At 72.0% G+C, this 23,470-nt stretch carries 23 protein-coding genes, 1 rRNA gene and 1 pseudogene; 15 read left to right on the forward strand and 10 right to left on the reverse strand.

From position 1 onward, the window contains the following. Positions 1 to 107: 107 nt before the first annotated feature. The 3 genes from ACFVU7_RS31345 to ACFVU7_RS31355 all read right to left on the reverse strand — a co-directional run bounded on the left by ACFVU7_RS31345 (position 108) and on the right by ACFVU7_RS31355 (position 4,163). On the reverse strand, positions 108 to 1,199 hold the full coding sequence (locus ACFVU7_RS31345; RefSeq protein ID WP_388048462.1) for a hypothetical protein: 1,092 nt from the start codon (positions 1,197 to 1,199) through the stop codon (positions 108 to 110). Between the two features lie 272 nt (positions 1,200 to 1,471). Beyond that, on the reverse strand, positions 1,472 to 2,584 hold the full coding sequence (locus ACFVU7_RS31350) for a metallophosphoesterase (protein ID WP_079272051.1): 1,113 nt from the start codon (positions 2,582 to 2,584) through the stop codon (positions 1,472 to 1,474). Between the two features lie 421 nt (positions 2,585 to 3,005). Then, positions 3,006 to 4,163 carry a LacI family DNA-binding transcriptional regulator gene (locus ACFVU7_RS31355; protein WP_074001983.1) on the reverse strand — a complete coding sequence of 386 codons (1,158 nt, stop codon included), beginning with the start codon at positions 4,161 to 4,163 and terminating at the stop codon, positions 3,006 to 3,008. 342 nt (positions 4,164 to 4,505) lie between these two features. On the opposite strand from ACFVU7_RS31355, the gene hisC reads away from it, so the two are divergent. The 5 genes from hisC to ACFVU7_RS31380 all read left to right on the forward strand — a co-directional run bounded on the left by hisC (position 4,506) and on the right by ACFVU7_RS31380 (position 10,053). Continuing rightward, positions 4,506 to 5,585: a histidinol-phosphate transaminase gene (hisC, locus tag ACFVU7_RS31360; RefSeq protein WP_049651240.1), complete on the forward strand. Its 1,080-nt coding sequence runs from the start codon at positions 4,506 to 4,508 to the stop codon at positions 5,583 to 5,585. Positions 5,586 to 5,908: 323 nt separating this feature from the next. Next, positions 5,909 to 7,291, forward strand: a complete 1,383-nt coding sequence (locus tag ACFVU7_RS31365; RefSeq protein ID WP_388048464.1) for an efflux RND transporter periplasmic adaptor subunit — start codon at positions 5,909 to 5,911, stop codon at positions 7,289 to 7,291. A 9-nt stretch (positions 7,292 to 7,300) separates the two neighbouring features. Continuing rightward, positions 7,301 to 8,155 (forward strand): ABC transporter ATP-binding protein, encoded by an 855-nt coding sequence (locus ACFVU7_RS31370; RefSeq protein WP_388048577.1) that lies wholly within the window; start codon positions 7,301 to 7,303, stop codon positions 8,153 to 8,155. Next, on the forward strand, positions 8,152 to 9,363 hold the full coding sequence (locus ACFVU7_RS31375; RefSeq protein ID WP_380781635.1) for an ABC transporter permease: 1,212 nt from the start codon (positions 8,152 to 8,154) through the stop codon (positions 9,361 to 9,363). The genes ACFVU7_RS31370 and ACFVU7_RS31375 overlap by 4 nt, the downstream gene beginning before the upstream one ends. A gap of 12 nt (positions 9,364 to 9,375) precedes the next feature. After that, positions 9,376 to 10,053: a DUF5666 domain-containing protein gene (locus ACFVU7_RS31380; protein ID WP_388048466.1), complete on the forward strand. Its 678-nt coding sequence runs from the start codon at positions 9,376 to 9,378 to the stop codon at positions 10,051 to 10,053. Positions 10,054 to 10,136: 83 nt separating this feature from the next. Here ACFVU7_RS31380 and ACFVU7_RS31385 read toward each other — a convergent pair whose 3' ends face one another. Both ACFVU7_RS31385 and ACFVU7_RS31390 read right to left on the reverse strand, forming a co-directional pair. After that, positions 10,137 to 10,388 (reverse strand): hypothetical protein, encoded by a 252-nt coding sequence (locus tag ACFVU7_RS31385; RefSeq protein ID WP_049651245.1) that lies wholly within the window; start codon positions 10,386 to 10,388, stop codon positions 10,137 to 10,139. Then, positions 10,385 to 10,738, reverse strand: coding sequence for an ATP-binding protein (locus ACFVU7_RS31390; RefSeq protein WP_380743920.1), 354 nt, complete (start codon positions 10,736 to 10,738; stop codon positions 10,385 to 10,387). Before ACFVU7_RS31390 ends, ACFVU7_RS31385 begins: the two co-directional genes overlap by 4 nt. Before the next feature lie 227 nt (positions 10,739 to 10,965). Between ACFVU7_RS31390 and ACFVU7_RS31395 the strand changes: the two genes are divergently transcribed. From ACFVU7_RS31395 to ACFVU7_RS31405, 3 genes are all read left to right on the forward strand, one after another. Continuing rightward, a complete protein-coding gene (locus ACFVU7_RS31395; protein ID WP_117488826.1) occupies positions 10,966 to 11,832 on the forward strand; it encodes a helix-turn-helix transcriptional regulator in 867 nt (288 codons plus the stop codon). Further along, positions 11,825 to 12,028: a DUF397 domain-containing protein gene (locus ACFVU7_RS31400; protein ID WP_117488828.1), complete on the forward strand. Its 204-nt coding sequence runs from the start codon at positions 11,825 to 11,827 to the stop codon at positions 12,026 to 12,028. The genes ACFVU7_RS31395 and ACFVU7_RS31400 overlap by 8 nt, the downstream gene beginning before the upstream one ends. Positions 12,029 to 12,092: 64 nt before the next feature. Further along, on the forward strand, positions 12,093 to 12,296 hold the full coding sequence (locus tag ACFVU7_RS31405) for a DUF397 domain-containing protein (RefSeq protein WP_375876519.1): 204 nt from the start codon (positions 12,093 to 12,095) through the stop codon (positions 12,294 to 12,296). Between the two features lie 172 nt (positions 12,297 to 12,468). Here ACFVU7_RS31405 and ACFVU7_RS31410 read toward each other — a convergent pair whose 3' ends face one another. Beyond that, complete coding sequence (locus tag ACFVU7_RS31410) at positions 12,469 to 12,855, reverse strand: hypothetical protein (protein WP_387970805.1); 387 nt, start codon at positions 12,853 to 12,855, stop codon at positions 12,469 to 12,471. 227 nt (positions 12,856 to 13,082) lie between these two features. On the opposite strand from ACFVU7_RS31410, the gene ACFVU7_RS31415 reads away from it, so the two are divergent. The 3 genes and pseudogenes from ACFVU7_RS31415 to ACFVU7_RS31425 form a co-directional block, all read left to right on the forward strand. Continuing rightward, positions 13,083 to 13,376, forward strand: coding sequence for a hypothetical protein (locus tag ACFVU7_RS31415; RefSeq protein WP_143204522.1), 294 nt, complete (start codon positions 13,083 to 13,085; stop codon positions 13,374 to 13,376). A 98-nt stretch (positions 13,377 to 13,474) separates the two neighbouring features. Beyond that, the gene (locus ACFVU7_RS31420) at positions 13,475 to 13,876 is read left to right on the forward strand and encodes a hypothetical protein (protein ID WP_375876517.1); all 402 of its coding nucleotides are present in this window, start codon (positions 13,475 to 13,477) and stop codon (positions 13,874 to 13,876) included. A gap of 92 nt (positions 13,877 to 13,968) precedes the next feature. Then, positions 13,969 to 14,154, forward strand: a pseudogene (locus ACFVU7_RS31425) (DUF6879 family protein); the annotation flags it as partial. Between the two features lie 100 nt (positions 14,155 to 14,254). On the opposite strand, the gene ACFVU7_RS31430 reads toward ACFVU7_RS31425, so the two are convergent. Together ACFVU7_RS31430 and ACFVU7_RS31435 are read right to left on the reverse strand one after the other, a co-directional pair. Next, complete coding sequence (locus ACFVU7_RS31430) at positions 14,255 to 14,689, reverse strand: VOC family protein (RefSeq protein WP_074001997.1); 435 nt, start codon at positions 14,687 to 14,689, stop codon at positions 14,255 to 14,257. Between the two features lie 125 nt (positions 14,690 to 14,814). Next, positions 14,815 to 17,049, reverse strand: coding sequence for a transglycosylase domain-containing protein (locus tag ACFVU7_RS31435; RefSeq protein WP_380782364.1), 2,235 nt, complete (start codon positions 17,047 to 17,049; stop codon positions 14,815 to 14,817). Between the two features lie 469 nt (positions 17,050 to 17,518). Here ACFVU7_RS31435 and ACFVU7_RS31440 point away from each other — a divergent pair, with 469 nt between their 5' ends. Together ACFVU7_RS31440 and aspS are read left to right on the forward strand one after the other, a co-directional pair. Beyond that, a complete protein-coding gene (locus ACFVU7_RS31440) occupies positions 17,519 to 17,872 on the forward strand; it encodes a UBP-type zinc finger domain-containing protein (protein ID WP_049651258.1) in 354 nt (117 codons plus the stop codon). A gap of 317 nt (positions 17,873 to 18,189) precedes the next feature. Then, entirely contained in the window at positions 18,190 to 19,497 is a 1,308-nt protein-coding gene (aspS, locus tag ACFVU7_RS31445) for an aspartate--tRNA(Asn) ligase (protein WP_388048468.1), read from the forward strand. A 112-nt stretch (positions 19,498 to 19,609) separates the two neighbouring features. Here aspS and ACFVU7_RS31450 read toward each other — a convergent pair whose 3' ends face one another. Continuing rightward, positions 19,610 to 20,323 carry an IclR family transcriptional regulator gene (locus tag ACFVU7_RS31450; RefSeq protein ID WP_030246527.1) on the reverse strand — a complete coding sequence of 238 codons (714 nt, stop codon included), beginning with the start codon at positions 20,321 to 20,323 and terminating at the stop codon, positions 19,610 to 19,612. A 232-nt stretch (positions 20,324 to 20,555) separates the two neighbouring features. Beyond that, positions 20,556 to 20,672, reverse strand: a 5S ribosomal RNA gene (gene rrf, locus ACFVU7_RS31455). Positions 20,673 to 21,052: 380 nt separating this feature from the next. Here rrf and ACFVU7_RS31460 point away from each other — a divergent pair. Both ACFVU7_RS31460 and ACFVU7_RS31465 read left to right on the forward strand, forming a co-directional pair. Further along, positions 21,053 to 21,841 (forward strand): response regulator transcription factor, encoded by a 789-nt coding sequence (locus ACFVU7_RS31460; RefSeq protein ID WP_304414264.1) that lies wholly within the window; start codon positions 21,053 to 21,055, stop codon positions 21,839 to 21,841. A gap of 12 nt (positions 21,842 to 21,853) precedes the next feature. Beyond that, positions 21,854 to 23,353: a cell wall metabolism sensor histidine kinase WalK gene (locus ACFVU7_RS31465; protein WP_117488840.1), complete on the forward strand. Its 1,500-nt coding sequence runs from the start codon at positions 21,854 to 21,856 to the stop codon at positions 23,351 to 23,353. Positions 23,354 to 23,470: the final 117 nt, after the last annotated feature.

Genomic DNA, 23,470 nt, shown 5'->3' on the forward strand with positions numbered 1-23,470 from the left:
TGGGTTCCAGCCTGGCGGGCAGCGGGGCCCGGGACGATGGTGGCCGCCCCCGGACCGGGGGTGGGGATGTCCCCCGGTCCGGGGGCGCCGGCCGGGGAGCGGAGGGTTCAGCGGACTTCGTCGGGTCCGGTGAAGTCGGGTGGGGTGTACCCGGGGCCGGTGAAGTCGGGTGGGGTGAAGCCGGCCGGCCGGGGGACGCGGCCTTCGCGGTCGGTGAGTTCTTCGGCGTCGGGCCCGGTGAAGTCGGGTGGGGTGTACCCGGGTCCGGTGAAGTCGGGTGGGGTGAAGCCGGCCGGGCGGGGGACGCGGCCTTCGCGGTCGGTGAGTTCTTCGGCGTCGGGTCCGGTGAAGTCGGGTGGGGTGTACCCGGGTCCGGTGAAGTCGGGTGGGGTGAAGCCGGCCGGGCGGGGGACGCGGCCTTCGCGGTCGGTCAGTCCTTCGGCGCCGGGGCTGGTGAACGAGGGTGAGCTGTAGCCGGGGCCGGTGAAGTCCGGGCTGCTGAAGTCGGGGCCGGTGCCGTCGGGGCGGCTGACGCCGGGTCGGGCCGCCGGGGTCGGCACCGGCGGCAGCGCGTCGAGCAGGTACGGGAGGAGTCCGCGCTCGCGCAGCGCGGTGCGCCATTCGCCGTGGGCGTCGCCGAGTTCGGCGGCGAGCTCCGGGTCGGTGCCGGCCGGGGCGGTGGCGGCGCCGTCGCGCAGGGCGGTGAGCAGCAGCCCGATGATGCCGATGGCCATCGCGGCGACCCCGGCGGCGAGCGCCACCCAGCCGGCCGTGACCAGGGAGCCGGCGAGGGCGAGGCCCGGCTCGGCGGCGCGCAGCAGGTAGCCGATCAGCAGCAGGAACAGGGCGGCGGCCCAGGCCAGGATCGGGGTGAGCACGGTGAGGACGGGGAACGGTCCGCCTCCGCCGCCGCCGGTGCGCAGCTGGGTGAGCAGCCCGGGGTTGGCGGGTTCGCCGCCGGGCGGTGGCGGGGGCGTGCTGTGCAGGGCCTCGCGCAGCCGGGTGTAGTGGGCGTACTCGGTGGCGGCCGCGGCGTTGACGCGGTCGGCGTCGCGCAGGGCGCGGAGGCGCAGTTCGGCGGTGGCGAGCGCGCCGGGTGCGCGCAGGGCGGTGAGGACGGTGCGGTCGCGCAGGGCTTCCGTGAGGAGGCGCTCGTACTCCGGGCGGTCCTCGGCGAGCAGGGGCGGGGGGTTGGTCATGGGGACCCCGTTCGTGCGGACCCCGTTCGCTCGGCCCCGGGGGCGCACGGCCCTCAGGACGCCGAAACGGGCGCGGAGGCGGGCCGCCGGACGGGCGGCCGGGTGTGGTGTGCCTCATGGTAGGGGCGGGCACGCCCGGGCTGACAGTCGGTTTCCGGAATTTCGCGCCCCCGGACGCGCGCGTGCGACGGTTCGGGCGCCGGGAACAACTGTTCTATGCCTGGCGTCAGTTGGCGTACGGCCGGGCGGTCGGGTGACAGGCGGCCGGGCGGTCAGCCGATGGGCAGCCGGGCGACCAGCAGCCGTCCCTCCATGGTGACGCCGCCGTCCATCGCCACCGCGAGGTCGTCCGCGTACACGTACGGCCCGGGGATGTGCGGCGGCTGGCCGTCGTCGTTGTGCACCGCGCCGGTGAGGTACGGGATCGGGCTGTGCCCGTGCACGATCCGGCTGCCGCCGTAGGTGTCCAGCAGCTCGTGGACGGCCAGCGGCCCGGCTTCGCCGCGGAAGGCGAACCGCTTGGTGAAGCGGCGGAAGCAGTCCCACCACTCGTCCACGCTGCCGTCGGCGAGCAGGCTGTGCACCGCGTCGTTGACGTCGGGGATGGACTCGCCGTACTCCAGGTACGCGGTGGTGTCGGAGTGCAGCAGCAGGTGGCCGTCCTCCACCGCCATGGCGGGGAGCCGGGAGAGCCAGCTGATGTGGTGCGCCTCCAGGCGGTCCAGGTCGTTCTGCTGGCCGCCGTTGAGCCGCCAGGCGGCGAGGAAGGAGGCGGTGCCGGCGGTGGACTGGACGGGCTCGTCGCCGTACTTGGCGGCGCCGAGGAAGAGCAGTTCGTGGTTGCCCATCAGGGCGCGGCAGTAGCCGCCGGCCGCGGCGGCCTCGGCGGCCAGCTGCATGACCAGGTCGATGACGCCGATGCCGTCGGGGCCGCGGTCGGTGAAGTCGCCGAGGAACCAGATCCGGGCGCGGCCGGCGGACCAGTGGCCGTCGGCGTCGATCAGGCCCTGGTGGCGCAGCTCGGCGCGCAGCTCCTCCAGGTAGCCGTGGACGTCGCCGACGACGTAGACCGGGCCGGGGGGCTCGCCGGGGCCGGGGGCCGGGTACGGGTAGGTCGGCGCGGCGGGGTCGGGCAGCGGCGGGCCGAGCTCGATGGTCGGCGGGTCGTCGCGGCCGGCGAGCTGGAGCGCCGGGGAGGGCTGGTCGGGCAGGGTGGGCTCGTAGCCGCCCTGGTCCTGGCCGTCGTAGCCGCTCCGCTCCTGGCCGCCCTCGTACCCGTTCTGCTCCTGACCGTCGTACCCGCCCTGCTCCTGGCCCCCCTCGTACCCCGGTCCGTTCTCGTAGCCGCCCTGTCCCTGCTGCGCGAAGGCCGGGCTGTGGTCCATGCCGATCCCCTGGGCGTGCACGGTGTGGCCCTGGCCGTCGGCGGGCCAGTGCTGCTCCAGGTAGCGGGCTCCGCCGTAGCCGCTGTAGGTCTCCCCGTCGTGGCTCTCCCCGTCGTACGGGGCCGCGGGGTAGCCGGTGGAGGGATCGGGTTCGTAATAGGTGCCGTACGGCAGCACGTCGAGGTCCGGCTGGTGGCGGGGGCCTGAGTGGGGGTGCTCAGGCCCGGGGAAGCGGTCCTCGGGTGTCATTCGCCCATCATAGGAAGACCACTCTCCCGGCGTCGTCACCTGGTGGGTATCCAATCCTCCGGAGCGTCAGCCGGGCGGCCCCACAAGGTCCGTTTTGTCCCGGCTCGGTACGGTCTCGTCAGCTCTGCCCGGGCGCGGCGGCCCGGTCCCGGGGCCGCCGCGGCGCGGTGGTCTAAACCTCGCCCGGCGACCGGGGCGGGCTGACGGTGGTGCGCGGACTCCGGCGCTGGGAGGACGCGCGGACGATCAGTTCGGTCGGCATCAGGGTGCCCGGCGGCGGCCCGGTGCCGGCGGTGCGGAACCGCGGCGGGAAGAGCCGGGCGATGTCGACGCCCGTCCCGGAGTCCACGCCCTCGATCGCGTCGATGAGCAGGTTGACCACGGTGGTGCCGATCTTGCGCGGCTTGAGCGAGAGCGTGGTGATCGGCGGTTCGGTGGTGGCGTAGACGTCGCTCTCGCTGCAGCAGACCAGCAGCAGGTCGTCCGGCACCCGCAGGCCGTACCGGCGGGCGGCGGCCAGCAGGTCGGTGCCGTTGGGGTCGAACAGCCCGTAGACGGCGTCCGGCCGGTCGGGCCGGGCGAGCAGCCGGTCGGCGGCGACGGCGCCGGCGGCCGGGTCGTGCGCCGGGTAGGTCTCGTACACCGGTTCCTGGCCGACCTTGGCGCACCAGCCGAGGTAGGCCTCGGTGGAGAGCCGGGTGTAGGTGTCGGTGCTGGTGCCGGTGAGCAGGCCGATGCGGCGGGCGCCGGCCTCGGAGAGGTGGTCGAGGATGCCGAGCACGGCGGCCTCGTGGTCGTTGTCGACCCAGGCGGTGACCGGGCAGTTGCCGGGCTTGCCGTCGCTGACCACCGGGACGCCGGACCGGTACAGCTCGCTCACCAGGGGGTCCTGGTCGGGCGGGTCGATGACCACGGTGCCGTCGAGGGCGATGTTGCCCCAGACGTCGTGGCGGGAGGAGGCGGGCAGCACCACCAGCGCGTAGCCGCGGCCGAGGGCGGCGCTGGTGGCGGCCCGGGCCATCTCGGCGAAGTACGCGAACTCGGTGAAGGTGAACGGCTCTTCACCGTAGGTCGTGACGGTCAGGCCGATCAGGCCGGACCGTCCGGTGCGCAGGGTGCGGGCGGCCGCGGAGGGGCGGTAGCCGAGGCGCTCGGCGACCTCGCGCACCCGGCTGCGGGTCTCGTCGGGCAGGCGGCCCTTCCCGTTCAGCGCATCGGAGACAGTGGTGATCGACACTCCGGCGGCTGCTGCCACATCCCGGATGCCGGCCCGCTCCAGACGCCGTGAGGTGGTGGGACGCCGACCGCTCTGGTTGGCTGCTGCTGTCATGGCGGACCGATCGTATGGCTCCTGACAAGGGTCTGTGACCGGCGCATCGGGAGCCCGCAAAGATACGTTTCTCCACGAGTGAGCCGGGGTGCGCCCCTTCGATACCCGCCTGAAACCAGGCCTCTTACCTCTGACATGTGCCAAAGGAACCGGGCAGAATGGCTGATCTGCGCCTGTAACCCGACCGGGCATCTCACTCCTACGGGTGAGGGCGGTCGGTATCGTGCAAGGCACCCGACCGGGGTGGTCCGGACGCGTCACGAGGTCCCGGGCACGGCGGCGACCCCGTCCGTGGCGGGCGAGCGCACCGGAGAGTTCCGCAACTGGAAACGGAGTACGACCGTGAGCAGTGGTACGTCAGCGCAGGGCCCGCGGCTGCGGCCGACCCTCGACGGCATCCCCACGTACAAGCCCGGCAAGCCGGCCGGCGCCGACGCCTACAAGCTGTCCTCGAACGAGAACCCCTACGAGCCGCTGCCCGGCGTGCTGGAGACGGCGGTCAAGGCGGCCGGCTCGTTCAACCGCTACCCCGACATGGGCGTCACCGAGCTGACCTCGGTGCTGGCCGAGCGCTTCGGGGTGCCCGCCGAGCACATCGCCACCGGCACCGGCTCGGTCGGCATCGCCCAGTCGCTGGTGCTCGTCACGGCCGGCCCGGGCGACGAGGTGATCTTCGCCTGGCGCTCCTTCGAGGCGTACCCGATCGTCGCCACCGTCGCCGGGGCCACCCCCGTCCCGGTGCCGCTCAAGGCGAACGGCGACCACGACCTGGACGCGATGCTCGCCGCGATCACCCCGAACACCCGGCTGGTCTTCGTCTGCAACCCCAACAACCCCACCGGCAACGTGATCCACCGCGCCGAGCTGGAGCGCTTCCTGGACGCCGTCCCGGCCGACGTCCTGGTCGTGGTCGACGAGGCCTACATCGAGTTCATCCGCGACCCCGAGGTGCCCAACGGCATCGACCTCTACCGGGACCGCCCGAACGTCTGCGTGCTGCGCACCTTCTCCAAGGCGTACGGCCTGGCGGGCCTGCGGGTCGGCTTCGCGATCGCGCACGAGCCGGTGGCGGCCGCGCTGCGCAAGGTCGCCACCCCGTTCGGCGTGAGCCGGCTCGCCCAGGACGCGGCCGTCGCCTCGCTGCGCGCCGAGGAGGCGCTGCTGGAGCGGGTGGAGGCGCTGGTCGAGGAGCGCACCCGGGTGGTGGCCGGGCTGCGCGCCCAGGGCTGGGAGATCCCGGACTCGCAGGCCAACTTCGTCTGGCTCTGGCTCGGCGACCGCTCGCAGGAGTTCGCAGCCGCGTGCGCCGAGGCCGGCGTGATCGTGCGGCCGTTCCCGGAGGGCGTGCGGGTGTCGATCGGCGAGGCCGAGGGCAACTCGATCTTCCTGGCGGTGGCGGAGGCCTTCCGCAAGTCGCTCTGACTCTTCCCTCGGGGCCCGCAGGGGCGCGTCGGTCCTCCGGCGCGCCCCTGCGGCGTTCCCGCGCGGGTGCCGCGTGGCGCCGCGCGCCTCCCCGGAGCTCCCGGCGGCTCCTCGCGCCTCCGTGAGAACGTCCTCAGAACGCCCTCCCGGATGGCTGGAGATCGCTGGGAGCCCGCTGGGAGTTCGCCCAACGGCCGCCCACGGGACGGCCAAGGCGCCCGCGCGGGACGGGTGTTCTGTCCGCAATGCCCGGATCCGGCCGGTCAGGCTTCTCCCAGCCGCCGCCCAGCACGACGCAAGAGCCCGCCGGGAAGCTGTCCGCCATGAAGGTGCTCCCACGGCGGCGAGGCGCCGTCCTCGTCAACTCCGCGCTCGGCGTGGCCCTGCTGGGCGGCGCCGCCCTGGTGTACGCCACGGTCAGCGGCAGCTCGGGCCCGGCTTCCGCGAAGCCCGCGGCCCGTACCGCCACGGTGTCCAAGGGCACCGTCCTGGCCACCGTGTCCGGAACCGGCACCCTGGTCTCACCGACCGACGCCGCCCAGGACTTCACCACCGGCGGGAAGCTCACCGCGGTGAAGGTCGCGGTCGGGGACGCCGTGCAGAAGGGCCAGGTGCTCGCCACCGTCGACACCACGGTGGCCCAGCAGCAGGTGGACGCGGCCCAGGCCGCGCTCACCACGGCCCAGGCCAACCTCACCAAGGCCCAGGCCGGGGTCACCACCACGACCACCGAGCAGCTGCCGGGCGCCACCTCCGCCGCCTCCCCCGGCGGCGGGGCCGGCAGCGGTGGACGCGGGGCGGGCGGGAGCAGTACGCCCGCCCCGCAGACCACCACCGTCACCACCACCAAGGTCGACGACGCGGCCGTGGCCCAGGCCCAGCAGCAGGTCGCCACCGCGCAGACCAACCTGGCCAACGCCCAGGCGGCGCTGGCCGGCACCACCCTGACCGCCTCGGTGGACGGCACGGTCGCCTCGGTCTCCGGCAAGGTCGGCGACACCGTCGGGGCCACCGGCTCCGGCGCCTCCGCCTCGTCCTCCTCCGGCAAGTCCACCGGGACCGGCACGGGTTCGGCGGCCGCCCCGAGCGGCTTCATCGTGCTCACCAACCCGACCGGGATGCAGGTCACCGCGAACTTCTCCGAGCTTGACTCGCTCAAGCTGAAGAAGGGCGAGGCGGCCACCGTCACCCTGAACGCGCAGTCCGACACCAAGCTCAACGCGACGGTCCTGTCGGTCAGTTCGCTGCCCACCGGCAGCGGCTCAGGCGGCGCGGCCGGCTCCGCCGCCGTCCAGTACGCGGCCATGCTGCAGATCACCGGCGACACCAGCACGCTGCGCACCGGCCTCAGCGCCACCGTCCAGGTGATCACCGGCGAGGCCGACAACGCGCTCTCGCTGCCCACCTCCGCGCTGTCCGGCACCGGCACCTCGCGCACCGCGACCCTGGTGCAGCCGGACGGCGCCTCCGAGCGGGTCACCGTCGGGGTCGGGGTCGAGGGCGACAGCACGGTGCAGGTGGTCTCCGGGCTGAAGGAGGGCGACAAGGTCGAACTCCCCACCACCAGCGGCGGGAACGGCTTCCCGAACGCCTCCTTCCCGGGCCTCGGCGGCAACCGGGGCGGGGCCGGCGGCGGGGTCTTCCCGGGCGGTTCCGGTGGCGGTGGCGGCGCCGGTGCCGGGGCCGGTCGCGGCGGCAAGGGCTGAGTCGTGAGCATGCGTCACGTCATCGACAAGCGCGTCCCCGCGCACCCCGTCCCGGTGATCCGCATCCGCGGGCTCACCAAGGCGTACGGGCACGGCGACGCCACCGTGCACGCGCTGCGCGGCCCCTCCGACCCGGAGACCGGTGCGCCGCGGGGCGTCAGCCTGGACATCGAACAGGGCGACTTCGTCGCCGTGATGGGCAGCTCCGGCTCCGGCAAGTCCACCCTGATGAACATCCTCGGCTGCCTGGACGTCCCGACCGCCGGCCGCTACCTCCTCGACGGCACCGACGTCGGCTACCTGGACGAGCAGCAGCTCGCACTGGTGCGCAACCGCAAGATCGGCTTCGTCTTCCAGTCCTTCAACCTGGTGCCCCGCACCACCGCCCTTGCCCAGGTCGAGCTGCCGCTGGCCTACGCGGGCGTCCGGACCGCCGAGCGGCGCCGCCGGGCGATGGCCGCGCTGTCGCTGGTCGGGCTCGCCGAGCGGGCCGGCCACAAGCCCAACGAGCTCTCCGGCGGCCAGCAGCAGCGCGTCGCGGTGGCGCGGGCGCTGGTGACGGCGCCCGCGATGCTGCTCGCCGACGAGCCGACCGGCAACCTCGACAGCCGCTCGACGGAGGAGGTGCTGGCCCTGATCGACGGGCTCAACGCCACCGGCCGCACGGTCGTGCTGATCACCCACGAGGACGAGGTCGCCCGGCACGCCAAGCGGGTGCTGCGACTGGTCGACGGGCAGATCGTGAGCGATCTGCGGCAGGCGCCCGTGAAGGGGCCGCCGCCCTTCCTGGACACGGCCTACGCGGAGCTCGCGGCGGGCCCGGCGGGCGCGGCCGGCGTGGCGGGCGCGGAGGTGCCGGCGTGATCCTCTGGCAGACGCTCCGCTTCGCGGTCGGCGGCCTGGCCGCCAACAAGGTGCGCTCGGCGCTCACCATGCTCGGCGTGCTGATCGGCGTGGCCTCGGTGATCCTGCTGCTGGCGGTCGGCAACGGCTCGTCGGTGGCGGTGAAGGACTCGATCACCTCGCTCGGCACCAACTCCCTGACGGTCAGCTCCGGTTCGGCCAACGGCGGCTCCCGGGCCACCTCCTCGGTGAAGAAGCTGACGGTCGCCGACGCCAAGGCGCTGGCGAGCGACACCGACGCGGGGGCGATCAGGTCGGTCGCCCCGGTGGTCACCACCAGCGGCACCGCGTTGTACGGGAACATCTCGTACAGCCCCGGTTCGATCGTCGGCACCTACCCGTCGTACTTCGAGACCGCCAACCAGAAGGTCGCGCACGGCGAGTACTTCACCGACGACGACGTGCTCGACTCGCGCAAGGTCGCGGTGCTCGGCGCGACGACGGCCAAGCAGCTGTTCGACACCGAGAACCCGGTCGGCAAGTCCGTGGTGCTGGGCGGCACGCCGTTCACCGTGGTCGGCGTGCTCCAGGCCAAGGGCGGCAGCGGCTTCACCGACCCGGACGACGTGGTCATCGCCCCGCTGCCGACGGTGCAGAACGCCTTCACCGGCTTCGGCTCCGTCAACCAGATCCTGGTCCAGGCCGCGAACGCGGACAGCACCACGGCCGCCCAGTCCGAGATCACCCGCGTCCTGCTCGGCACGCACGCGATCGCCGACCCCGCCAAGGCGGACTTCCGGATCACCAGCCAGGCCTCCCTGCTCACCGCGAGGGAGAGCACGACGAAGACCTTCACCGTGCTGCTCGGCGCGGTGGCCGCGATCTCGCTGCTGGTCGGCGGGATCGGGATCACCAACATCATGCTGGTGACGGTCACCGAGCGGACCAGGGAGATCGGCATCCGCAAGGCGCTCGGCGCCCCGCGCGCGGTGATCCTCGGGCAGTTCCTCACCGAGTCGACGCTGCTCTCGGTGATCGGCGCCGGGTTGGGCGTGGCCGCCGGAATCGCCGGCTCGCACTTCAGCATCGTCGGCATCAAACCCGTGGTGATCCCCGAATCGGTGCTCGGCGCCTTCGCCATCGCCGTCGCCATCGGGCTGTTCTTCGGCAGCTACCCCGCCAACCGGGCCGCCTCGCTGCGGCCGATCGACGCCCTCCGGCACGAGTAGGACTCCACTGTCATGAGCAAAGAGATCGCCACCGTCGGGCCCGGAACCCCCGCCGAGCAGGTCGCCCTCCTCGCCACCCCGCCGGACGCGCGGGACGTGAGCGCCGAACTGGCCGCGCCGCCGAGGCGGAAGCTGCCCTGGCTCAGCCTGCTGCTGGCGGGCGGCGTGATCGCCACCGGGGCGTTCGCGGGCGGGGTCTGGTACCAGCAGAACAACGGGCCGACGGGCGGCGGGAAGTCCTCCGCCCGGCCGGCGGCCGCCGCTGCGGGTGCGGCTGCTCAGGGAGGTGGCTACGGGCAGGGGCAGGGCGGCTCCCGCCGTGGGGGCCAGGGCACCGGGCAGGGCGCTGGGCAGGGCGGGCAGGGGCAGGGCGGGCAGGGGCAGGGCGGGCAGGCCGGCTTTGCCCGGGGCACGGTCAAGGCCGTCGACGGCAACACCGTCTACCTGACCGACACCAACGGCAACACCATCAAGGTCACCACCGGCGACGCGACGAAGGTCCAGCTCAACAAGGAGGGCAAGGTCGGGGACCTGCAGCCCGGCCAGAGCGTGACGGTCGTCGGCACCCCCGACGCCAACGGCGGCTACACCGCCAGCCAGCTGGTGGAAGGCGCCGCCGGCGGATTCGGTGGTGGTGGCTTCGGCGGCGGTGCCGGTGGCGGCGCCCCCAGGAACCCGTCCGGCGGCTGACCCGGAGCCGACGGACGCCGGGAGGCCCTCGCCCCTTCGGTGGGCGAGGGCCTTCGCATGTGTTCAGCGCGGTTCGAGGAGGCTCACCGCTCCCACGCCGCCTCCCGGTCCAGGTCCCGCAGCAGGTGGAGGAGGTTGACGAGGGTGCTCACGGGCGCGTTGCCGAAGTCGACCAGGAGACGCCCGTCGAGGATCGTCTCGCCCGCCGAGGCCGAGCCCCAGAGCAGCCCGTACGGGAGGCCCCGACGGTGCAACTCCCCGAGCAGGCCGGTGATGTGCGGGGCGGCGAAGTTCCGCATCCGGGGGTCGTCGGGGGCGATCGGTTCGCGGGTCACGCGGCGGAGTCCAGCTCGTACCAGACCGTCTTGCCACGCTCCTGGGGGTCGACGCCCCAGCGGTGGGTGAGCCCGGCGACGAGCTGGAGGCCCCGGCCGGACTCGGCGAGCAGGGAGAGGGGCTTCTCCTGGGGGAGCAGGGCGCTCTCGTCCGCGACGCAGACCCGGAGGGTGTCGACGTCCAGGGAGAAGTAGACGACGGGCGAGGCGGTACCGGCGTGCCGCCACGCGTTGACGATGAGTTCGCCGAGGGCGAGTTCGGCGTTGAAGATGGTCTCGGTGTCCCAGGAGGCGCGGGTCAGGGCGCTCCGCAGGGCCTGCCGGGTGAGGGTGAGGGAGGGGGTGTTCAAGGTGCACACGGGAACCTCCGAGAGGTATGGGTGTGGAGGGGGAGAGCCGCGAGCCGGACCAGGGCGTGGCCGCTCTTCGGCCGGAGGGCAGCAGGCGCCTACTGCCCTGAACCAAGGCGTGTCTGACGATCCATCGGATCGTTCTGAGGGTGACGATAGCGTGAGGCGCCACAGATTTGTGGCGATCCACGAGAAGTTCCCCCGAACGGGGCTGGCAGACTGGTCCCATGGCCCTTCGATCGAACCCGACGCTTCGCCAGTTGCGGTTGGGTGCCGAACTTCGCAGGATGCGGGAACAGGCCGGCCTCGGCGGCAGCCAGCTCGCCCGCGCACTGGGCATCAACCCCGCCCACGTGACGCAGATGGAGAGCGGCAAGACCGGCATCAGCGTCGAACGCCTGCGCACGATCGCGGCGTTGTGCATGTGCGTCAACGAGCCCCTGATCGACGCGCTCGCGGACATCATCACGGACCGCGACAAGGGAGGCTGGTGGGAGGAGTACCGGGGTCGTCTCTCGCAGGAATTCCTTGAGATGGCCGAGATGGAGAGTCGTGCTTACGCGCTCTCCACCTACACCATGGCCTTCATTCCCGGGCTACTCCAAACCACTGATTACGCTTCTGCGGTCTTCGCCCGAGGGTTCCCGCCTCTTCCCCAGCATGAGGTTGACCTGAGGGCCGCCTTCCGTATGCATCGGCAGAACGTGGTCCGCTCCGGTGAGATTCCGTACTCGGCCTTCATCCATGAGGCGGCGCTGCGTATGCAGTTCAGCGGCCCCAAGGTCCAAGCCGAGCAGCTTGGCGGCCTCATCGAGGACTCCGAACGGTCGACCATCTCACTCCGAGTCGTCCTGTTCGATGTGGATACTCTTCCGGTCAACCAGGAAAACTTCACGTACGTTGAAGGCCGGATCCCTGAGCTTGACACCGTGCAGATGGACTCAGGCCTCGACAGTGTGCTCTTCGATGCGCCGGCCCACATCGCCCAGTTCCGGTCCCGGCTCGACCGGCTCGATTCGGCGGCTCTCTCGCAGGAGGAGTCTCGGGAGTTCATCCGATCCATCAAGAAGGATATGGAAAGTAAATATGTCTGACTCCACTTGGCAGAAGTCCAGCTACTCGGCTGCCAACTCCGAATGCGTTGAGGTTCGCACCGCTGGTGGTGTGATCGAACTCCGCGAGTCCGACGAGGGCGAGGTCATCGTCCGCACCATCGCCCCCAAGTTCGCGGCCTTCCTCCAGGGCGCGAAGGCGGGCGAGTTCGACCACCTGGTAACCGTCGGCGCCTAGCGAACTCTTCCGGCGGCGTGGCCCCTTGTTCACCAGCAACCACCGCGGATAGGTCGTGGCAACCATGAGTAGCCTCTTGTGGCAGAAGTCCAGTTTCTCGGGCTCGAACGCAGACTGTGTTGAGGTGCGAGCCGATGCTGGTGTGATCGAACTCCGGGAGTCCGACGAGGGCGACGTCATCGTCCGCACCACCGCCCGCAACTTCGCCGCGTTCCTCCAGGGCACTCAGGCGGGCGAGTTCGACCACCTGGTGACCATCACCGCCTAGCGAACCGTTCCGGCGGCCCCTTGCTCTTCCGCAAGGGGCCGCCGGCGTGCTTCAGAAGTGGTCGGGGCCCGACCCTGCCACCGCGAACTCCACTCCGCCGTCGACCAGTTCGGCGTCCCGGACCGGATGACCCCCGATCCAGGCCTGGGTGCGGTCCGTCCCTCTCCCGTGCCTACGGCTGGATCACGAAATACACCACGAAGCCCGCGGTCACGCACAGGAAGAACTGCACCATGAAGCCCCAGGTGAGCGGCACTTCGTCCCTGTCGCCTGCCTCGTCGGCCGCCAGTTGCAGACGCGCCATACGTCCGAGGTGCCCGGCCGTTCCCAGCGTCAGCGACAGCATCGCCAGCGCGTACATCGACAGCGCGCCGGCCGAGGTCGTCCCGTTCATGTGGGAGCGCCCGACCAGGAAGAGCGCTCCGACCAGCGGCGCCAGGGCCACCATGATCCGGTACTGCCGGGTCACCTGCGGCGGTATCGCCATCGCCCAGAACAGCACCGTCGTCAGCGCGACGATCCACCACCAGGTGGCCACGCTCAGGCCCAGTGGAGTCATGCCCCCACCCCCCACATCACGGACGTTCGCTCACGTCCACTGACGATCACACTATTCAGACCAGCCCCCGCCCCGCGCCGCCCGGACCCCGCAAGATCCCGCCCGGTCCCCTGCCGGTTCCCGGCAAGAACCCGATAAGACCCTGCGTAGGAAGTCGGCCGGCCCGACTTCCTGCGCACCGCCTCCGCCCCGGCGGCCCCTCCTGCCGGTGCCGCTACGGTTCCGGCATGGGAAAGCGGGAGCCGTACTGGCGCAGACTTGGCACTCCGGCGATGCTCGTCCTGTACCGGACCCCGAACCGGTGGCGGTACGCCGTCTACTTCACCGGACCGGGCGGCATTGCCGACGGGGGACTCGACGAACCCGCGCCCTCCTGCGAGCCCGTGATCGCGCAGACGGCCATGCACCGCAAGGCCGAGGAGCTCACCCACCGCACACTCGAGGTCACCTGGCAGGAGGCCGACCAAGACGGCTGCTGGACCGGAGTCATCACCAACCCGGGTCCACTGCCCGCTTCATAAGTGGGGCTGGACCCACCCCCTTGTGGGGCTGGACCCATACTCGGCCGCGCGTCCGCTCCGTAGCGTCGTTCCCACAACGACACTGAGGGGAAAGAACCATGGCGCCCACGGCCCACCAGTCCACCTTCACCACGGTGAAGAAGTGCATCACGCTCTTCGGCCTAGCCGGTGCCATCGTCCTCGGCACGGTCGCCGTGATGGCGTCCATCGGCCACCCGACGACCCCGTTCATGTGGATCCGCGGCGTCATCTTCCTCGCCGTCGCCCCGTACCTCCACCGGCTGGCCACCCGCGCCGCCGACGGCTCCGCCAAGGCCTTCGACCGCGTCCGCACCCTCTCCACCGTCATGCCGATCGCCATCATCGCCGTGGACCTCATCCCCGGCCTCTGCCCGCCCTGGTACGCCGTCCTCCAGGGCCTCTCCGCCCTCGCCCTCCTCGCCGTCGCCGTCCTCACCCGCACCCCCGCCCTGCGCGCCGCCTTCCCCACCGCCGACTGAACCCCCACCCCCACCCCGACTCGGCGCAGGAAGTCGGCCGTTCCGACTTCCTGCGCCGGTAGCCCTACCCGGCGGCTCCTCGCTCCCCGCAAGGAACGCCCGACTTCTGGATGTTCGACAACCAGGTCGTCGGAGCGATGGGCTACGACGACCACGGGAAGTACCTCGGCACGGACTTCACCGCGAGCGAGCGTCTGCCGGCGTTCAAGGCCTGGCGCGACATCGCGCTCGCCCACGCCGAGCTGCTCGCCAACTGGTGGGCACGCCACGGTGAGTGAGCTCTGAACCCTCGGCGCTGTGTCTATGCGGGAACGTGAATGATCCTTGTCCGTTTCCCGCGCGGGAGGTTGGGGAAACCCGGCGGTGCTCAGGCGGTGCTCAGTCGAGGCAGAACTCGTTGCCCTCGACGTCCTGCATCGAGAGGCACGACTCGTTCTCCTCGTCGGCGACCAGCAGCTGGACGCGGGTCGCGCCGAGGGCTACCAGTCGGGCGCACTCGGCCTCCAGGGCCGCGACGCGCTCCGCGCCGACCAGGCCGGTGCCGGCCCGTACGTCGAGGTGCACCCGGTTCTTGACGACCTTGCCCTCGGGGACGCGCTGGAAGTACATGCGCGGGCCCGCACCGGTGGGGTCACTGGCGGCGAACCACGAGCCCCGCTTCTCGGGCGGCAGCGAGCGCTGGTAGTCGTCCCAGGTGTCGAACCCCTCCGGCGTGGACGGCGGGACGTACCCCAGGGCCTCGCACCAGAAGCGGCCGACGCGCTCGGGCTCCGCGCAGTCGAAGGTGACCTGGAACTGCTTGATCGATGCCATCGGGCCACCATAGCCATGACAAGAAGGTCACACCGCTCAATTTCCGGCACCGTACAGGGGGGGGAGAGAACGACATCGCCCCGCCGAGCCGGTGCTCGACGGGGCGACGCGCGGGGAACGCGGCGTCAGGGCTGCTGGTCGTTCTCGGTGGTGGTCGCCGGGCCCGCCGGGGCGGTCGCCTGGCCCCCGGGGGCGCCGGTGCCGGTGCCGGACGGGGTCTTGTTCGGGTCGGTCCGGGGGGCCGGGTCGGGGATGTCGGCCATCGGCAGGGACTGCTTGGGGGTGCCGCGCAGGGCCTGGTTCATGGCGTCCCGCCAGATCGGGCCGGGGCCGTCGGCGCCGAACACCTCGGCCCGGTACTTCCCGTTGATGGTGATGTTGCGCATCTCGACGCCGCCCTGGGGGCCGCCGATCCAGACGGCGGTGGCGAGCTGCGGGGTGTAGCCGTTGAACCAGGCGGCCCGCTTGCGGTCCGAGGTACCGGTCTTGCCGGCGATCTGCCGGTTGTCGTCCAGGCTGAGCGCCGCGCCGGTGCCGTTGTTCTCGGTGACGCCGTTCAGGACGGTGTTCAGCGCCCGTGCCGTCGAGTCGGAGAACGCCTTCTCGCACTGGGAGGACGGGACGGGGACGTCCTTGCCCTCCACGGTGGTGATCCGGTTGATGGCGACCGGGGCGCAGTGGGTGCCCTGGGCGGCGAAGGTCGCGTAGACGTTGGCCATGGTCAGCGGGCTCATCTCCTCGACGCCCAGGGCCATCGCGGGGACCTCCTCCAGGGGCTTGCCGCTGGCCTTGGTGGTGATGCCGAGCTTGTTGGCCATCTGCTTGACCGCGCAGAGGCCGATCTCCTGCTCCATCTGGATGAAGTAGGTGTTGACCGAGAGGGCCATCGCCATCTTCAGCTGGTACGGGCCCTTCTCGCTCGCGGACTCGTTGGGCACCACCGTCCTGGGCCTGGCCTCGTTCTTCCAGGTGCCCTCGCAGGTCTTCATCGTCGGGTACTCGAGCTTGTTCGGGGACGAGTACTCCTGGGTCGCCGGCAGGCCCGCCTCCAGGGCCGCGGCCGCGACGACCGGCTTGAAGGTGGAGCCGGGCTGGAAGCCGTTGCCGCCGCCCATCGCCGCGTCGACGTTGAGGTTGACGACGGTCTGGTTCTGGTTGGTGTCCAGGCCGTACGGGCGGGTCTGGGCCATGGCGAGGATCTTGCCGGTGCCGGGTTCGACCATGGAGGCGGCGGCGGAGACGCTGTCCGTGACCCGGACGTTGCTGCTCACCGCGTTCTGGGCGGCGGCCTGCTTCTCCGGGTCCAGCGTGGTGTAGATGTTCAGGCCGCCCTGGTTCCAGAACTTCTTGCGCTCGTCGGAGCTCTGGCCGAAGGCCGGGTCCTGCTTGACCACGTGGCGCACGTAGTCGCAGAAGAAGCCCATGCCGGCCTGGGCGGTGATGCAGCCGTTCTGCGGCGCCTTGTAGTTCAGGCCGAGCGGGGCGGCCTTCGCCTCCTTCGCCTGCTCGGCGGTGATGTGCTTGTTCTCCAGCATCTTGTCGATGACGGTGTCGCGGCGGTTCTGCGCGGCCTGCGGGTGCAGCTTCGGGTCGTACTGCGACGGGTTCTGCACCAGTCCGGCGAGCGTCGCCGCCTCGGCGACGGTGAGGTCCTTGTTGCTCTTGCTGAAGTAGCGCTGGGAGGCGGCCTCGACCCCGTAGGCGCCGTTCCCGTAGTACGTGATGTTGAGGTAGTTGGTGAGGATCTGCTCCTTCGGCACCTCCTCCTCCAGCTTGATCGCGACCTTGAGCTCCTGGATCTTGCGGCCCAGGGTCTTGCGCTGGGCCTCCAGGACGGCGTCCCGGTCGTCGCCGGCCTGCTCGACGTTGACGTTCTTGACGTACTGCTGGGTCAGCGTGGAGGCGCCCTGGGAGGCGGTGCCGCTCTCCGCGTTCTTGCTGATCGCGCGGAGGACGCCCTTGAGGTCGACGGCGCCGTGCTCGTAGAAGCGGGCGTCCTCGATGTCGACCTGGGCCTGGCGCATGAACGGCGACATCTGCTCGGCGGTGATGACGGTGCGGTCGCGCTCGTAGACCTTGGCGATCAGGCCGCCCTTGGCGTCGAAGATCTGCGTCGCCTGGGTGAGCGGCGGGGTCTTGAAGTCGGACGGGACGTCCTCGAACCCCTCCGCCGTGCTCTTGGCCGTCAGCCCGATGCCGCCGGCGACGGGTAGGACGAGGCCTGCCAGCAGCACACCGGACACGACGCTCACCCCCAGGAAGGTCGCACCGAGGCGGGCCAGCCGGAGCGGGGCCTTGCGGGACGGCTGGAGGTCCGCGTTCTCGGAGGAACTCCATATCGGGGGGAGGTTCGATTCCATTCCGGAATGCTAACCCTTGGAAGTCTCCGGTCGAACGGTTTTTCGCCTGCGGCTGTCACGGCTCTGCAACAGGCTCCGGGGTCGATTCCCGGGGGGTGAATCGCATACGTACCGAATGAATTCGGGGGAATTCGGCGGCCGGCCCCCGACTCGGTCCGCCCCGCCCCGCCCCCGGCCGCCCTGGTCCGCCCCGTCTGCGGCGCCCCTCCCGTGGCCCGCCCCCTACCAGGTTGATGCCGTGAGCGGGCCGAAAGGTTGCGGCGCCCGGACGGTCAGGTGCCCCGGACGGTCAGGTGCCCCGGACGGTCAGGTGCCCCGGACGGTCAGGTGCCCCGGACGGTCAGGTGCCCCGGACGGTCAGGTGCCGCGGACGGTCAAGTGCTGCGGACGGTCAGGTGCCCCGGACTGGCAGCGCCGCCACGGCCGGGCCAGGCTGGTGGGGACGGACCGCCCAGCCGAGGAGGCAGCTATGACCGGCGAGCCGATCCCGGGAATCGACCCCGCCGCGGTGCCCAGCGGCGACGGCTGCGCGGAGTGCCTGGCCGGCGGCGGATGGTGGTTCCACCTGCGCCGCTGCGCGGCCTGCGGCCACATCGGCTGCTGCGACTCCTCCCCCGCCCAGCACGCGACGAAGCACGCGCGCCAGGCCGGCCACCCGTTCCTGGTCAGCTTCGAGCCCGGCGAGGAGTGGTTCTGGAACCTGGACACCGGCGAGTACTACGAGGGCCCGCCGCTGGCACCGCCCACCGCCCACCCGGTCACCCAGCCCACCCCGGGCCCGGCCGGCCGGGTCCCCGTCGACTGGCAGTCGCAGCTGCACTGACGATCCCCACCGCGACGGCCACCGCCTCCTCCCCGTACGAGGCGGTCGGCCGACGGTGACCGCACCGTTCCGGCGGCCCCTCGCACCGCGCAGGGGCCGCCGACCCCTGTCCGCCGTCCGCCCGGACACCGGCCGCCGTCCGCCCGGACACCGGCCGCCGTCCGCCCGGACACCGTCCGCCGTCCGCCCGGACACGACGGAAAACCCCGCGACTCCCACGGGCTTGATCCTCTACGGTGAACGCGCCCAGGGCGGCCGTTTACCGCCCGTCGACGTGGCGCGACCAACGCGCCCGCAAACCCGGGGAGTTCCCTGTCATGACGCGCACCCTTGTCGCCGAGCTGCCCGCGCACCTGGAGGAGACGGTCACCGTCTACGGGTGGGTGAACACGCTCCGACTCCAGCGGCGCATCCAGTTCGTCCTGGTCCGGGACCACACCGGTCTCGCGCAGGTCACCCACCTCCGGGGTGGGGAGGACGACGTCATCGAGGCCGCCTTCGAGGGCGTGACGGTCGAGTCCGCCGTGAAGATCACCGGCCGGGTGGTCGCCAACCCGCAGGTCAAGCTCGGTGGTCTGGAGACCGTCCCGACCCGCGTGGAGGTCGTCTCACCGGCCGAGCCGAAGCTGCCGATCGACGAGAAGACCGGGATCGACCAGCGCCTGGACTGGTGGTTCCTCGACATCCGGCGGCCCTCCCAGCAGCTGGTCTTCGACGTCCAGACGACCGTCGAGCGGGCGATGCGGGAGGTGGCGGCCGAGGAGGGCTTCACCGAGCTGCACACGCCGAAGCTCATGGGGACGGCCTCCGAGTCGGGCGCCGAGGTGTTCGAGGTCGGCTACTTCGGCCGGACCGCCTACCTCGCCCAGTCCCCGCAGTTCTACAAGCAGATGGCCATCGCGGGCGGCATCGACCGGGTCTTCGAGATCGGGCCGGTGTTCCGCGCCGAGCCGTCCTTCACCTCCCGGCACGCCACCGAGTTCACCGGGGTCGACGTCGAGATCGCCTGGGTCGATGGGGTCGAGGACGTGATGGCCTTCGAGGAGCGGATGCTGCACCGCGTCCTGACCGCCGTGGCCGAGCGCCACGGCGCGGCGATCGCCGAGCACTTCGGCACCCCGGTCGTCGTCCCGGAACTGCCGTTCCCCCGGATCACGATGGCCGACGCGCTGGCCCGGCTCCGCGCCACCGGCTGGGACCCGGAGGGCGTCAAGGAGGACCTCGACCCCGAGGGCGAGCGGGCGCTGTGCGGCCTGATCGCCGAGGAGACCGGGCACGAGTTCGTCTTCGTCACCCGCTTCCCGGCCGCCGTGCGGCCGTTCTACCACCTGCGGCCGGAGGACGACCCGACCGTCACCGAGTCCTTCGACCTGCTGTGGAAGGGCGTGGAGATCACCACCGGCGCCCAGCGCGAGCACCGGTACGACCGCCTCGTCGCCCAGGCTCGGGAGAAGGGCATGGACACCGGCCCGCTCTCCGGGTACCTCGACTGCTTCCGCTACGGCACCCCGCCGCACGGCGGGCTCGGTCTGGGGCTCGGCCGGCTGCTGATGCTGGCGCTCGGCCTGCCGTCGATCCGCGAGGCGACGTTCCTCTTCCGGGGCCCGCACCGCCTCGAACCGTAGGGCGTCGAACCGTAGGCGGGGGACCGGAAGACGGAACGGGCCGCGCCCGAGGAGATCCTTTCCTCGGGCGCGGCCCGTTCCGTTCGTGCGTTCCGGCCGCGCTGCCCGGCGGTCAGCTGCGGCGGAGGGCCTCGGTGAGCCGGTTGGCGGCCTCGATGATGGCCTGGGCGTGCAGGCGACCCGGGTGGCGGGTGAGCCGCTCGATGGGGCCGGAGACGGAGACGGCGGCCACCACGCGGTTGGACGGTCCGCGGACGGGGGCGGAGACGGACGCGACGCCCGGCTCGCGCTCCCCGATGGACTGGGCCCAGCCGCGGCGGCGGACGCCGCTGAGCGCGGTGGCGGTGAAGCGGGCGCCCTGGAGGCCTCGGTGGAGGCGCTCGGGCTCTTCCCAGGCGAGGAGGACCTGGGCGGCGGAGCCGGCCTTCATCGGCAGGGTGCTGCCGACGGGGACGGTGTCGCGCAGACCGGAGAGTCGTTCGGCGGCGGCGACGCAGATGCGCATCTCGCCCTGGCGGCGGTAGAGCTGCGCGCTCTCCCCGGTGACGTCGCGCAGGTGGGTGAGGACGGGACCCGCGGTGGCGAGCAGTCGGTCCTCGCCGGCGGCGGCGGAGAGTTCGGACAGGCGGGGGCCGAGGATGAAGCGGCCCTGCATGTCGCGGGTGACCAGGCGGTGGTGTTCGAGTGCGACGGCGAGTCTGTGGGCGGTGGGGCGCGCCAGACCGGTGGCGGCGACCAGCCCCGCCAGTGTGGCGGGGCCCGACTCCAGTGCGCTGAGCACCAGAGCGGCCTTGTCGAGAACGCCGACGCCGCTAGTGTTGTCCATAGCATGATATTGCAGTCTCAGGTAGCGAGACGCAAGTCTGTTTCGATGTCCGCCATCCTCTCAGATGCCCGCAAAGCACCACTTCCGGGACTCGGCGTCTCGGATGGCGGACGCGCCGCTGCGGGCGGGTCGGCGCCCGCACCGGAGGCGGGGAACGGCCGGGGAATGGCCGGGGGAACACAAAAAGCCCCTGCCGTGTCTCTTTCGAAACACGGCAGGGGCCGTAAGAAGAATTCGGCGGCGTCCTACTCTCCCACAGGGTCCCCCCTGCAGTACCATCGGCGCTGAAAGGCTTAGCTTCCGGGTTCGGAATGGAGCCGGGCGTTTCCCTCTCGCTATGACCACCGAAATGATCGGGCCGGGCAATTGCTCGAAAGCACTGCCTACGCCTCGCTGTAAATCATAGCAGGAGGAAAAGCGAACGGATTCCGCGGTCCCGGGGGGTCGCTCGCGACCGGGGGTCGGGCCGACCGGCGGGCGGTGTCCACCCGTCGGCTCGCGTCGACCCGCTCGGAGGGGGAGCCGGCACACCGAGGGGGCGCGTCACGCAGCGTGCGCGCCCCGTCCGTCGTGTCCACGCCCGTGCGCACACCACCGACCCCACCCCTGTGCGCCGATCGCCCAAAAACCGACCGATAAGGTGTTAATCCAACATTCATCCATGCCGCATAGCCTCCGGGGGCTAGCCTCATGCTGAACGTCATCGTCCGACCGGGAGGCGAAAGCCCCGTGCAAGGCACTGTCACCACACCAGGCGGTTCCACGGTGCCCGGCGGCCAGGGCGAGGCGTTCCTGCTCGTCGTGGACGACGAGCCCAACATCCGCGAGCTGCTCTCCGCCTCGCTGCGCTTCTCCGGCTTCCGCGTCGCCTCCGCCGCCACCGGCACCGAGGCGCTCGAACTGGTCGCCGCCGAGCGCCCGGACCTGGTCGTCCTCGACGTGATGCTCCCCGACCTCGACGGCTTCACCGTCGTCGAGAAGCTGCGCGAGCGCACCAGCCGCGGGCAGATAGCCGGGCCGGCCCACGGGCACCCCGCCGACCACCTGCCGGTGCTCTTCCTCACCGCCAAGGACGGCGTCGGCGACAAGGTCCAGGGCCTGGCCGCCGGGGCGGACGACTACGTCACCAAGCCCTTCAGCCTGGAGGAGCTGATCGCCCGGATCCGCGCCATCCTGCGCCGGGCCGGCGGGCCCGCCGAGGACGGCCGACTGGTCGTCGCCGACCTCAGCCTCGACCCGGTCGCCCACGAGGTCACCCGGGGCGGCACCCCGGTCTCGCTCTCCCCGACCGAGTTCAAGCTGCTGCACTACCTGATGGCCAACGTCGGCCGGGTGGTCTCCAAGTCGCAGATCCTCGACCACGTCTGGGCCTACGACTTCGGCGGGGACCTCTCCATCGTCGAGTCGTACATCTCCTACCTGCGCCGCAAGCTCGACTCCGGCCCGGCGCACGGCCCCAAGCTGATCCACACCGTGCGCGGCATCGGCTACGCCCTGCGCCGCCCCCCGCAGGGCTGACCGGTCCCGCTCGTGCCCGCCCGCTTCTCCTCCCGGCTGTCGCTGCGCGCCCGGCTGCTGGTGCTCGTGTTCGCGCTGGTCGCCACCGGGCTCGCGGTCAGCGACACCTTCGTGCTCGGCGCCGTACGGACCCAGCTGGTGGAGCAGCTGGACGAACAGCTCCAGCGGTACGGGCTGCCGCTCTCCCGCAAGCCCCCGAGCCAGGTGGTCGCGCCGGCCGCCGGGAAGCCCCTGGTCGCTGGCCGGCGGGTCAGCCTGCCCAGCCAGTACCTGGTGCAGTACCTCTCCTCGGACGGCAAGGTCCAGGCGCTGATGCGCCAGCCCGTCTCGGACAGCGACCCGGCGCCCCAGCTGGCCGGACTGGACCCGACCCGGACCGCCCCCGACGTCCCCTTCGACCTGCCCGACCAGCGCGGCCGGCACAGCTGGCGGGTGCTGGTGCTGCCGCTCCAGGCCCCCCGCGGGCAGGCCGCCAACCCCAGCGCGTACGCCTCGCCCGCGGTCACCCCTACCTACGTCATGGTGGCGGTCTCCCGCGAGGACATCGACGCCACCATCGGCAGGCTGAGCACCTCCTTCCTGGCCATCGGCGGCGGCGTCCTGGTGCTGATCGCCGCGCTCGGCTTCTTCGCGGTGCGCGCCGGGCTGCGGCCGCTGCGCCGGATCGAGGCGGGCGCCGAGCGGATCGCGGCCGGCGAGCTGTCGCACCGGATGCCGGAGCTGTCCCCGGGCACCGAGGTCGGCCGGCTGTCGATCGCACTCAACGGGATGCTCACCCAGATCGAGGCGGCCTTCGCGGCCCGCGCCGAGTCCGAGGCCCGGATGCGGCGCTTCGTCGCGGACGCCTCGCACGAGCTGCGCACCCCGCTGGCCGGCATCCGCGGCTTCGCCGAGCTGTACCGGATGGGCGCGCTGCCCACCGAGGCCGACGTCAAGCGGACCATGACCCGGATCGAGAGCGAGGCCGACCGGATGGGCGCCCTGGTCGAGGACCTGCTGGTGCTCGCCCGGCTGGACGAGGAACGCCCGCTCGACCTCGCCCCGATGGACCTGCGCACCCTCGCCGCCGACGCGCTGCACGACCTCACCGCCCTCGACCCGAGCCGCCCGGTCGCGCTCACCGGCCCGGCCGGCACCGGCGCGCCCGGCGCGGCGCCCGTCCTCGGCGACGAGGCGCGGCTGCGGCAGGTGGTCACCAACCTGGTCGGCAACGCGGTCAAGCACACCCCGGCCGGCACGCCGGTCCGGATCGGGGTGGGCGCCGGCCCCGGCGGCGTCTGCCTGCTGGAGGTCGCCGACTCCGGCCCGGGCCTCACCGAGGAGCAGGCCCAGCGGGTCTTCGACCGGTTCTTCCGGGTCGACGCCTCCCGCAGCCGCGACAACGGCGGCGGCGCCGGCCTCGGCCTCGCCATCGCCACCGCCCTCACCCGCGCCCACGGCGGCACCCTCACCCTGCACACCGCCCCGGGCGAGGGCGCCACCTTCCGCGTCGAACTCCCCCGGCAGCGCTGACCGGATTCCCGCGGGGCCGAATGCCACGAATTCGGCCCCGCCGACCCGAATGCCACGAATTCGGGCGGTCGGGGCGCGCTTTTGCCCCGGCTTTGTCGACTCGTCAATTCCCCGGCG

The sequence above is a fragment of the Kitasatospora sp. NPDC058046 genome (genome assembly GCF_042885595.1).
Classification (GTDB): Bacteria; Actinomycetota; Actinomycetes; order Streptomycetales; family Streptomycetaceae; genus Kitasatospora.

Coding starts and splice junctions, on each gene's coding strand:
- ACFVU7_RS31420 (WP_375876517.1), top strand. CDS start 13,475: ATGGCGCCCACGGCCCACCAGTCCACCTTCACCACGGTGAAGAAGTGC.
- ACFVU7_RS31400 (WP_117488828.1), top strand. CDS start 11,825: ATGTCTGACTCCACTTGGCAGAAGTCCAGCTACTCGGCTGCCAACTCC.
- ACFVU7_RS31435 (WP_380782364.1), bottom strand. CDS start 17,049: ATGGAATCGAACCTCCCCCCGATATGGAGTTCCTCCGAGAACGCGGAC.
- ACFVU7_RS31380 (WP_388048466.1), top strand. CDS start 9,376: ATGAGCAAAGAGATCGCCACCGTCGGGCCCGGAACCCCCGCCGAGCAG.
- ACFVU7_RS31415 (WP_143204522.1), top strand. CDS start 13,083: ATGGGAAAGCGGGAGCCGTACTGGCGCAGACTTGGCACTCCGGCGATG.
- ACFVU7_RS31395 (WP_117488826.1), top strand. CDS start 10,966: ATGGCCCTTCGATCGAACCCGACGCTTCGCCAGTTGCGGTTGGGTGCC.
- ACFVU7_RS31355 (WP_074001983.1), bottom strand. CDS start 4,163: ATGACAGCAGCAGCCAACCAGAGCGGTCGGCGTCCCACCACCTCACGG.
- ACFVU7_RS31450 (WP_030246527.1), bottom strand. CDS start 20,323: ATGGACAACACTAGCGGCGTCGGCGTTCTCGACAAGGCCGCTCTGGTG.
- ACFVU7_RS31370 (WP_388048577.1), top strand. CDS start 7,301: ATGCGTCACGTCATCGACAAGCGCGTCCCCGCGCACCCCGTCCCGGTG.
- ACFVU7_RS31350 (WP_079272051.1), bottom strand. CDS start 2,584: ATGGACCACAGCCCGGCCTTCGCGCAGCAGGGACAGGGCGGCTACGAG.
- ACFVU7_RS31365 (WP_388048464.1), top strand. CDS start 5,909: ATGAAGGTGCTCCCACGGCGGCGAGGCGCCGTCCTCGTCAACTCCGCG.
- aspS (WP_388048468.1), top strand. CDS start 18,190: ATGACGCGCACCCTTGTCGCCGAGCTGCCCGCGCACCTGGAGGAGACG.
- ACFVU7_RS31440 (WP_049651258.1), top strand. CDS start 17,519: ATGACCGGCGAGCCGATCCCGGGAATCGACCCCGCCGCGGTGCCCAGC.
- ACFVU7_RS31345 (WP_388048462.1), bottom strand. CDS start 1,199: ATGACCAACCCCCCGCCCCTGCTCGCCGAGGACCGCCCGGAGTACGAG.
- ACFVU7_RS31405 (WP_375876519.1), top strand. CDS start 12,093: ATGAGTAGCCTCTTGTGGCAGAAGTCCAGTTTCTCGGGCTCGAACGCA.
- ACFVU7_RS31430 (WP_074001997.1), bottom strand. CDS start 14,689: ATGGCATCGATCAAGCAGTTCCAGGTCACCTTCGACTGCGCGGAGCCC.
- ACFVU7_RS31410 (WP_387970805.1), bottom strand. CDS start 12,855: ATGACTCCACTGGGCCTGAGCGTGGCCACCTGGTGGTGGATCGTCGCG.